Origin of the sequence: Nostoc sp. (assembly GCF_036917415.1) — a bacterium.
Classification (GTDB): Bacteria; Cyanobacteriota; Cyanobacteriia; order Cyanobacteriales; family Nostocaceae; genus Nostoc.
Genome location: NZ_JBALDJ010000060.1, coordinates 17,756 through 27,847 on the forward strand (window position 1 = coordinate 17,756; position 10,092 = coordinate 27,847).

The 10,092-nt window shown below is 43.8% G+C and carries 2 protein-coding genes and 2 pseudogenes; 1 reads left to right on the forward strand and 3 read right to left on the reverse strand.

The window, feature by feature from the left end; translation table 11 throughout:
• Positions 1 to 88: 88 nt before the first annotated feature.
• From V7K41_RS11670 to V7K41_RS11680, 3 genes and pseudogenes are all read right to left on the reverse strand, one after another.
• Positions 89 to 6,991 (reverse strand): SDR family NAD(P)-dependent oxidoreductase, encoded by a 6,903-nt coding sequence (locus tag V7K41_RS11670; protein ID WP_334848231.1) that lies wholly within the window; start codon positions 6,989 to 6,991, stop codon positions 89 to 91.
• A 750-nt stretch (positions 6,992 to 7,741) separates the two neighbouring features.
• Positions 7,742 to 7,927, reverse strand: a pseudogene (locus tag V7K41_RS11675) (hypothetical protein); the annotation flags it as partial.
• Between the two features lie 556 nt (positions 7,928 to 8,483).
• Positions 8,484 to 9,515, reverse strand: a pseudogene (locus V7K41_RS11680) (IS630 family transposase).
• A gap of 64 nt (positions 9,516 to 9,579) precedes the next feature.
• On the opposite strand from V7K41_RS11680, the gene V7K41_RS11685 reads away from it, so the two are divergent.
• Positions 9,580 to 9,903, forward strand: coding sequence for a hypothetical protein (locus V7K41_RS11685; protein WP_334848233.1), 324 nt, complete (start codon positions 9,580 to 9,582; stop codon positions 9,901 to 9,903).
• The last annotated feature ends 189 nt before the right edge of the window (positions 9,904 to 10,092 follow it).

Consider the following 10,092-nt stretch of genomic DNA (forward strand, 5'->3'; position numbering starts at 1 on the left):
CAAGGTGGTTGTTTAATCCTCAAACACCATCACCAAAGTTGATTCCTAATCTTGACAATTACAACCAGGCAATTGCTGATTAAGCGGACTAGAGATCCTGCACTACTAGAGCCACCATTTTTTCTAGACCTCGTGTTAGTCTGACTGGGAAAGTAAGGACTTTAAGTTGACCATTTGAAGCAGGATCAAGGAACAGAACGCTGTCTCCTTCTATACGCTCGATCGCTAAGTTAATGGATTTTGCTTCAGTTGCTTTACGTAAGGCTTCTACAGCCGTCCATATTCGTGTACCAGCATGAGCTACCGAACTCTTGCCATTAAGTAACTGTTGCATTAACAGCGATCGCGAATTACTCAGTAAGGCAGTCCAGTCTTGCTGTGTTCGATGTGTCACAGGCTCGATATCACAACCTTGCAGTCCTTGTCCAGCAACGCAGATACAAACACGCTCGTCATGGGAAAGAGAAACTACGACTTTTTGCTGTTCTAGTCCATCAACTACTGGTTTTCCAGATTCTGTCCAGTTGATCTGGAGGTTTGGTATCTGATTAGCATCGGTATGAAGTAGTTGACTGATTGTTTTATAGAATATTGGTAGTTCTCGTTCGTGACGTTCGCTTGGCAATAGACCATGTATACCAGGAAGGTAGGCTAAGGAAATTTCTGGAGCAGCAACTCGGAAAAGATGGGCTTGATTGCTCAATTTTCTGCGGAGAATCCACTCATCCCTTTGACTAGGATCAGCCAGTTCTTCAACTGTAGGATTATCCTTGCGATGCTCTAATATTCGTAATTGATACCCATTCAGCCTTTCTACAAGTTGCCCATCTGCATTGGTGATCAAAACGCTATTCTGATATTGTTTGCCTTCTCGACCTTGAGACCTAGTGACCCCGATATAAGAAGAAGCATCACTATTTGGTTGGTAGATTTCAATGCTATTGATCCTGATTGGCAAGCAAAGGTCTTGGGGAATCACAAGCTGTCCAACTTGGAGTAGTGAATCTCTGCAATAGGGGTCTCCCAACCAAAATGGTCCTTGCGCTCTATTTAAACTAGTTTCCTTACCTTCTGCTGGGAATGAGTTTTTTTGTGTTTGGAATACACACTCTTGGGAATTTAGGGTATGAATCTGCTGCAAGCGTTGGAAACTAGGTCCTTGGAAGAGCAACCAACTGTAAAGGTCTGACTGTGGTTCGATATCTAGAGGAGACTCGGAGACAGGAATATGCTCTATTGGTGGATTGTTTTCTACACCCAATATAAAAGTAGCAGAAAAATGGTTAATTGCAAACCCTGTTTGTTCTGTCTTAATAGACACATATACTTGCCGTAAAGAATTCTTGAACTCTCGTTCAGGTACTTCTGCACGAATTTCGATGTCTACTCCTTTGTGTGGATCTACGACTATTGGGCGTTCAAGGCGAACATCTTCAATCCGAATGGCTGACAAATTCTCCTCACCTGTCACATAGACAACCGCTTGCATCATCGCTTCTAAGCCAAAGACTGTCGGGAACAGGTAAGAACCCTTGTAGAGGTGATCTAAAAGGTAGGAATCTCGCTCCAAACTCAGGTGCGATCGCGCCACAATTTCCACCCCAGGTTCGCATAGAAGGATTTGCTCCAGAAATTTTAACTCAGCACGAGGTAAAAATCTTTGTGGATACCAAGTATCTAAACCACTGGACTCAAAAGCAGATAGAGCTTGCATTGGGGCTGCAATTACAATCCGAGTATTTCCAGGATCATTCTTGATCAGATGCAAGAATCGAGCTACACCCTCATCTTTGGGAATTGCCTGAATTCCCATTTTAGCAAGATTGCGAACGCTCCCCATCCTTGCACCCATCCCGACTTCATCCCACACACTAAATGCCATTGTGATTGCAGCCATTTCTGGGTGTTGAACTTGAAGGCGGCGTAAAATCAAATCGAGTGCTTCATTGGCAAAACCATACCAGGCATTGCGTTGCATCCCTGTAATTCCGATGACTGATGAGAAACCAGCAAAAAGTTTCAAGGGTACGTTTGCCAGCGCTTGACACAGATTCAGGACACCTTTGAGTTTAGGTTTGACTTCATCAAATGCCGATTCTGTAGATATTTGCTCTACTAACCGAGGCTTGTTCAGGGCAGCCCCGTGAAGCACTCCTGTGATCTCGCCCAAATCTTGGCGTATTTGTGCAAGTAGAGATGCTAGTGCATCGAAGTCAGAAATGTCGCATTCATAGTACTGGCATGTCAGACCTTCGGCATTGAATCGTTCAAGAGTACGCGCTATTTCTGTACTCCCGCCTCCACGTCTTTCAAAATTGCCGTTAGGATGCGGCGATCGCCCGATCAGCGCCATCCTAACCCCTGTATTTCGAGCTAGCGCTAAGGCGCACTCTGCTGTAATGCCCTTTCCTCCACCAGTTACGAGAATGACATCTTCAGATGACCATGTAACTGAGCGTCTTTGATACTCTACAGGTTCTTGCACCTCAGGTCGAGGAACATAGCGAGTTAGATGGTTATCATAGCCTACAGACATGTAGACATGTGCAGTGGAGAGTTCTTCAATGGCACACTCCGCTAGCTTGGTTAGATTTACTGTCGGGGAGAAATCAATTACTCGCACTTTCAGATCAGCTCGCTCAAGATGAACACTGGCAGCAAAACCAATTGCACAGCATTGTTCAATATCGGCTAAGGGAGGCTGTGTACCGAAATTTCCCCCACCAAATTGGATATATGCCACTGTTGTATGTTCGCGGGAAGCACGTGCAGCTGGAGGCGGACTAGCTACGCTGCGTAAGCGTTCAATCATATTCAGTAGACGAGTGTCTGTTGACAACTCACTGCTCGTTGTTCGGGGAAGTACAGCAATGAAGTGAGTGAAATCAAGGCTTTCAATTAGTGCCTGAGTGCGGGCTTCGACAAAAGATACGGTCTGCACTTGAGATCCTCGACTGTGGAGTTGTTCAGACAAGCTCTTTGCTATGTCTAGCTCACCAGATTCACACAAAAGAAGTACGTTTGCAGTATGCCATTTTTCCTTAGCATGTTTGCCTAAAGTAACTGGTGTAAATTCCTCTACCACTGCCCGAACAATGTAATCACGCACCTGAGTTTGCTGTTTATTATCAGGCATTCTTACTGGTGAATCAGTTAAGTTTTTTGTGCCGATAGTTTCTTTTAAAGCAACTCCGACAGCTTCTTTCAAAGCAACATTTGACTCATTCTTAGCTGGATATGCGTCGTTTAATACTGTCGCTTTACCATTGTGGTTGCTGTTATTGCTTGGTATAGCCATCCGCAGTGCCTCAGCAACCTCTTGGATAGTTGCGTTGGCTAGAGTTGTCGGGTCAATTAGACCTGCTACACCAATTTCCTTGGCTGCGGTAGCGATTACTTCTCCGGCTTTAATTGAATCTAGGTTGAGATCATCCAATAGTCTGATTTGCAGCGTGATACTTTCTTGTGGGAACCCTGTTTGTTCAGCGATTAGATTCACTAGTAAATTTTCAACGCCCAAAGTAATGGTTGATTCATTTGCCGCCTTCAATACTGTTGCTGTGACTTGACCATTGCTGCTGGTATGGTCTGGCCTAGCCATTCGTAATGCCTCAGCAACCTCTTGGATGGTTGCGTTGGCTAGAGTTGTTGGGTCAATAAGACCTGCTATACCCATTTCCCTGGCTGCGGTAGCAATTACTTCTCCGGCTTTAATTGAATCTAGGTTCAAATCATCTAATAGTCTGATTTGCAGCGTCATGCTCTCTTGTGGGAATCCTGTTTGTTGAGCAATCAGACCTATAAGCAGAGTTTCGATACTAGCAGCTTGATTCCCATTGACAGGAACACTCGGCTCTGGTGTCAGACTACGTACTTGAGGAGGAGAGACATAGGCAGGACTTACTAGGGGAGCTTTATCTAGGTTATTAACAGAAGTAGAAAGCATTGGCAAGGTTTGCACGTCTGCTCGGATTACTTCTGCCAGAAACTTTCCACGTTGAGAAAAGTAATTGGCAAGCTGATCCCACGGAACTGAGCTTTGTTGAGCAAGGATGGAATCAGCGCAAAACTCAGACATTTGTGGAATTGGACTCACCGTTGACACTTGGAATGGGCGCTCCAAGGGGTTCTCAATAAAGATGCGTTGCGATGCTGGCACAAAGGGATGGACAAGACGGTTCTCGTAAACAGCTTCCCAGTTAATTTCACCACCCTGGATAAATAGGGCGGCTAGCATCAAGTTTAAATCCCGATCTAGACCGGGTTTCGATTCTACAGGGAGGCAAAGTGGCCCATTTGAACCAGCAATATCACTTACTAGACCTGAGAGAACCTTTCCAGGTCCGACCTCTATTAGTAAGTCGCATTTCTGCATTAGCGTTTTCACCAGAGAGACGAAATCCACTTGGGCGATCGCTTGATTAGCAAAATACTCGCGCAATGACTGCCCTAGTGCTAACTGTTGTCCATCTAAACTTGAAAATAGCGGCACGGTCAACTCTTGGAGTTGATCTGGGATCAGTTCGTGTTGGCCCAAATATTCGGCGGCATCGGCAACTAGTTTAGAATGAAAGCCATTGGAAACTGGCAGTAGAACCGTTCGGATACCTTCAGCTATAGCCAGTTCAATGACCTGCTCAACACTTGCCTTTTCACCAGAGATAACTATTTGCAATGGACTATTGATATTTGCTAGGACGACATAGCCACTAACACGACTCAAAAGTTCCTCGGCTGTCTGTTGGGAACAAGCTAAACTTGCCATAGCACCTGGGCGATCCCTTTGGGTTGGTGCAGACATAGCCTGTCCTCGAACCCCAGCCAAACACAGGAGAGTCTTTTCGTCAAAACCACCTGCGGCATAAAAAGCACTCAGTTCTCCTAGACTGTGACCAGCCACTGCCACCGGTTTGATTCCGAGACGATTGAGGTAGCGCATCCAAAGTAGCGAAGCGAGGCAAATAGCTGGTTGAGCAAGTTCAGTTTGTGCAAGGGTTTTTGACCACTCTGCTACCTGTTCTTGATTAACAGCACGGTCGAGTGGAACATAAATGTATTCTCGCACCCCTGGGGAGCCAATCTCGCGCAGCCAAACATCTGCCTGTTCTACGAGGTCTTTAGCCCAGTCATATCGATTGTAGAGCGATCGCGCCATATTCAATTTTTGAGAACCTTGTCCGGGAAACAGAAAGCCTATTCTGTTCCGGCGAACGGCATTCCCAATCCAGACTTCTTTCTGGGGACTGACAACTACTTCTCCAGGAGCAGGGGGCGTTTCCCGCAACAATTTTTCTAGAAGACTGAGATTTGCAATCAGTTCTTCAGAGCTACCTGCAATTACTGTTGCCCGAATTAGCAGTTGCGGTTGTAGTTCGCTGGTCAAATGGGCTGCTAAATCAACTAGTTCACTCAGGCTCAATCCTTGTGCAATATTGATTACAGCTAAGGTGCGTTGCAGCAAGGCAGAAATGGATGTGGCACTAAGTACAAATATCTCTGTATCCTGATGAGAAACCAGCAAAGCCCGCTCTTTAATAGATGGTTCGAGATGAGCGGCTGGAGCATCGCCAGATTCCAGAGTAATGTGGCAATTAATCCCACCAAATCCCATAGCGGAAACCCCTGCACGTAAAATATCAGTCTGGTTTCGCACTTCTCCTTGCAGGATTGGGTAGAGACAGCGAGCAGAAGTCTCAAATACTGGGTTTGGCTGCTTGCAACCTGCTATTGGTGGCAAAATCCGGCGGTTAACACCGATGATGGCTTTAATGAGAGCACCAATCCCCGCAGCCGCTTTGGTATGACCGACGAGAGATTTAAAGGAGGTGACACCACAGGTGCGTAGGCGTAGCCCGTCGTAGACATCGCTCACCTCACCGTCCAAACTCATCGCCAGAGCAATACCTTCAAGTTCTACGCGATCACCAACAGGTGTACCAGTACCATGCCCTTCAATGAAATCAAGAGAATGTGTGCTGTAACCGGCTCGCTGATATGCACGGTGCAAAGCTATTGCTTGCCCTTCACGGCTAGGTGCAGTAAGTCCACCTTTGCCGTCAGATGAGATTCCCCACCCATTCAACACTGCATACACATAGTTGCCGTCGGCACGAGCATCTTCTAAGCGCTTCAAAACAACAAAACCACACCCCTCACCCGGTATGAATCCACTAGCCTTTTGGTCGTAAACTGTCATGTCTTGATGAGTCAGAGCGCCAGTCTTGGCAAATCCAATCAGTTCAAAAGTGTCCAGGCTAATATCTACACCACCAGCAAAAGCAAGGTCTAAGTCTTTATTGGTCAAAGCGGTAGCAGCGTTAGCCACTGCAAGTAATGATGAAGAACAAGCACCATCTACCGTATAACCACCACCATGAAAATTGAAGAAATTGCAAATTCTGCCAGCGATCGTATTAGAAAGATTTCCTGATAGCGTGTCCTCGGTAATTGGCGAGAACACAGACTTGTAATAATCCTCCATCGTTTCTGCCAAAGAGTCTATAACTTGCGATGGTAAACCCTTTGCCTCTGCTGCTGCTACTAAGGTACGCCGGACATAAGGCCAGCGCAATCGCACGTTGGTAGACCGGGAAAACTCCCCTGTCATTGTATTTCCTAATAAAACACCAGTACGTTCAATAGGAATACTTGTACGGGTATAGCCAGAATTCTCTAAAGCTTGGATTGCAACTTCTAAAGCCACCCAGTGAGCAATATCTGCGGTGTCTACAACTTTTTTGGGAATACGTTTACTGCTCCAGTCAAACTCAAACCCATCAATGACAGCCATACGACTTCCGTAAGTCTTGTCTGGCACAGTCGAATCGGGATTGTAATACTGAGAAAGTGGTAATCGTTGATCTGGTATTCGGCGAAACTCTTGCCGTCTGGCAAGTAGGTTTTCCCACAGTTGTCCTAGATTTTTTGCACCAGGATACCAACAGCCCATTCCAATGACTGCAATAGCAGGAGCTTCATTTTGTATGTTCATAGTTAGGAGAAGTCAATACGACTAAATAGATAAACTGAGGAAAAGAACTTGATTGAGAATGCTTGAAGTATGTCAGACAAGCTATAAAGAAGTGATTGTAACCAAGTGACGGCATCAGGTAAAAATCAAAGGTTACAGTTGAGAAACTAAATCTAAACTTCTTGCATCACATCAGTTGGGATTGAAATTCTCTATCAACTTCCAATTGTATAACAGTAGACATCTTATAAAATGTATTTGCGTGTAATGTGCTATTTTTAAAATCTGCACACCGCTCATCAAAGCACTTTTGCAAAATGTCTATCGAAAACGAGTTCATTTTGTTTTTGAGCCTCTTACTGATAGAGCTTTATTTACTCTTCAAGCTGATCTCTAAAAATTTCGTTGTTGTTACAAAACTTTACATTAAGTAAATACATAGGAATCCGATTTGATTTCACCGGGCAAAATTTTGATTGTCCCTATATCATTTTTGGGCAAGTTAGTAAATCAATAAAACAGGCTCTGCAACAAAAATTTATAACTTGTCCGGTTTTGCGCGTATCCCGGCTGTACAGTGACTTTTTATTTGTCGCTGTGCCAAATTAATGTCATCGAGGTTGTGAAGCTTGAACTATCTAGCGTTTAGCTTAAAAGCAGCGCAGGGGACTTACAAGCTGTGTCAACACAAATTGTTGCAAGCCGTGCAGTGGGTAAGGCTTAACTTGATGACACGAATTTGTCTCAACGCCATTTAATTTGTCACTGTACAACAAAGCCGATTCCCCATCTTTTATAACGTCCTGGATATTCGTAGCTACTTTTGAACAAGCCTCCACGTTGGGAGTCAAGGCATGATAGGCTATCTGGAATAGCAGTATCTATTGAAGTCTCAATCACAAAACGAGATATATGAATTTCACCTGTGGTTGTATAGCTATGGCTATCTAAATACATTAGTCAGTCCTCTCAAATTCCTTAATGTACATTTGACAATGTTAAATCTGTGCATTTGCGATCGCTTAAAATACCACCAAGTTTAAATTCTGTTTTGGAACCAGAATTTTACCTGTCTTCACTGTGCTTAAAGCTTTCATTACATTATTGCTAATTGTTTAATTGCGCTTTCTAAGTAAGTTGATTAAAATCTAAAATCAATTTTTTATCTTTACACTAACTATAATTATCAAAATTCAACTAGAATACAAGAGGAAAAAATCAGGCAAATATTTTGTATAAAATTAGGTATACAATTACTCAAAGAACAAAAAATCAGGATTGATAGGTGATAAATTAAAAAAAATAGGAATAAATCAGGTTCAGCAGGGTAAACGCACAATATTTTTAAATCCTTGCTGGATAACTGGAGTTTAGACTAAGCCATGCAAAATGACCCAGCAGGGCTGAGTGAATCAGAGACTTAGCATAAAGTATGAATAATCTTAGGTATTATATCATGTCCGGTAAATTACCCATAATTAAGCTGCTAGTTCAGGCCACCAGTGAAAATTAGTTAAACCAGTACGAAATCAGGCTGGTCAATAATTTGACGACAACGTTGAATTAAAATTTCCTCAACCTCATCAAGACTATCAAAACTGCGATTAGCAATCGGTTCATTCGTAAGAGTCCACAAACGCTCAGCTGGTTGTAATTCAGGAGAGTGAGAAGGTAAAAACTCCAAGTGCATACCTTGTGGAATCTGGACTTTGGCGCTCTTGTGCCATCCTGCTTGGTCAACAACTAAAACTACCTGTTTTTTCTCACCAATGCCAAAGTGTTGTGCAAAATCTGCAAGTACTTTGTTGAATAATTGAATGTTGACGTAGGGCAGTATCCACGCCTTTTGTTTGACCTGAGTGTGGATGAACAAAACCATAAAGCCACAGCCACTTAAAACGCCAATTAACATTTGCTGTAGGTACTGTCCATTCATCAACCCTTCCGACGTCGGATTACTGGTTTTAAACCAACTCTATGTTCATCCTGCGCCCATACTTCTACGTCGGATTCTGGATTTTCTGTTTGTATCTGTTCGACTTTGGTCTGTAGATTTTTTTTTCCAATCAGCCTGTTCCTCAAGGCTTGATTCTGTATGTTCTGGTCGAGGAACTCTTAAACGAAAACGCATTTGTTTGAGATATTCCCAACCTCGTTGGCGGCTTACTGGGCGCCCGATTAAATCAGCAATCCAGTCAGCCACCTTTCTACCATTCCAGTGTCCTCCTTCTGCTGGTGGCTCTTGTAACGCCTGCCATAGTAACGCTTGCTGTACATCCTCTAAAAGTGGTTTACTACTTCCTTGATTTAAAACCCTTTGATCTCCCAATGTTTCCATTCCACTGCGGTTATAACCCCAAACCAACTCATAAATCCAACTCCGGCTATAGCCTGTGATTGCTGCGACTTCTTGTGTACTGATCCCTTTTGCTAACAGCCAAATTATTTGATAATGTGTTCGCTTTACTGGTTCTTTGGCTTGGCGATAACCGGCTTCTAACTCTGACAAACTCAGATGTGGCTCTATTTTTATGACTTTTGGCATTACGATCGCACCATTTCATGCACCTCTATCTATATTATGGGTGATTCGCCGGACATGATATCAAGTGCGATCGCTAATTTTAGTAGTTCTGTTATTTTTCTTGTCTGTGGGAGGAGTGCTGGTTACTACCCAAGTTTGGGCATCAACTGCGATCGTCCAAACTCAACAAGAGCCTTTACAGTTGGTACAAGAAGCCAAATCACTTTACCAAAACAGACAATTTGAGTCAGCCCTAACCGTTTGGGAACAGGCTGCTGCGGCTTTTGCGGCGCGAGAGGATAAACTTAACCAGGCAATGGCGTTGAGCAATCTTGCCCTCACATCTCAACAACTCGGCAGGTGGGAGCAAGCCAAAAAAGCGATCGCTACTCAACCAGTTCGATTGTAGAAGTAGTTAAGAGACTTCCAAATAAAAAAATATCCCACTGTTCACAGTCAACAGTCAACAACTTCAAGCGGTTGTTTTTATTTCTTGGAGTTCCCTAACTGTTTTTCTCGTAACTGCTGCTCGATAAAAGCCTGATTCTCCTGGCTTTCTGACTGTTTGAGGTATTCAATGGCAATTGCTCCAGCAAGG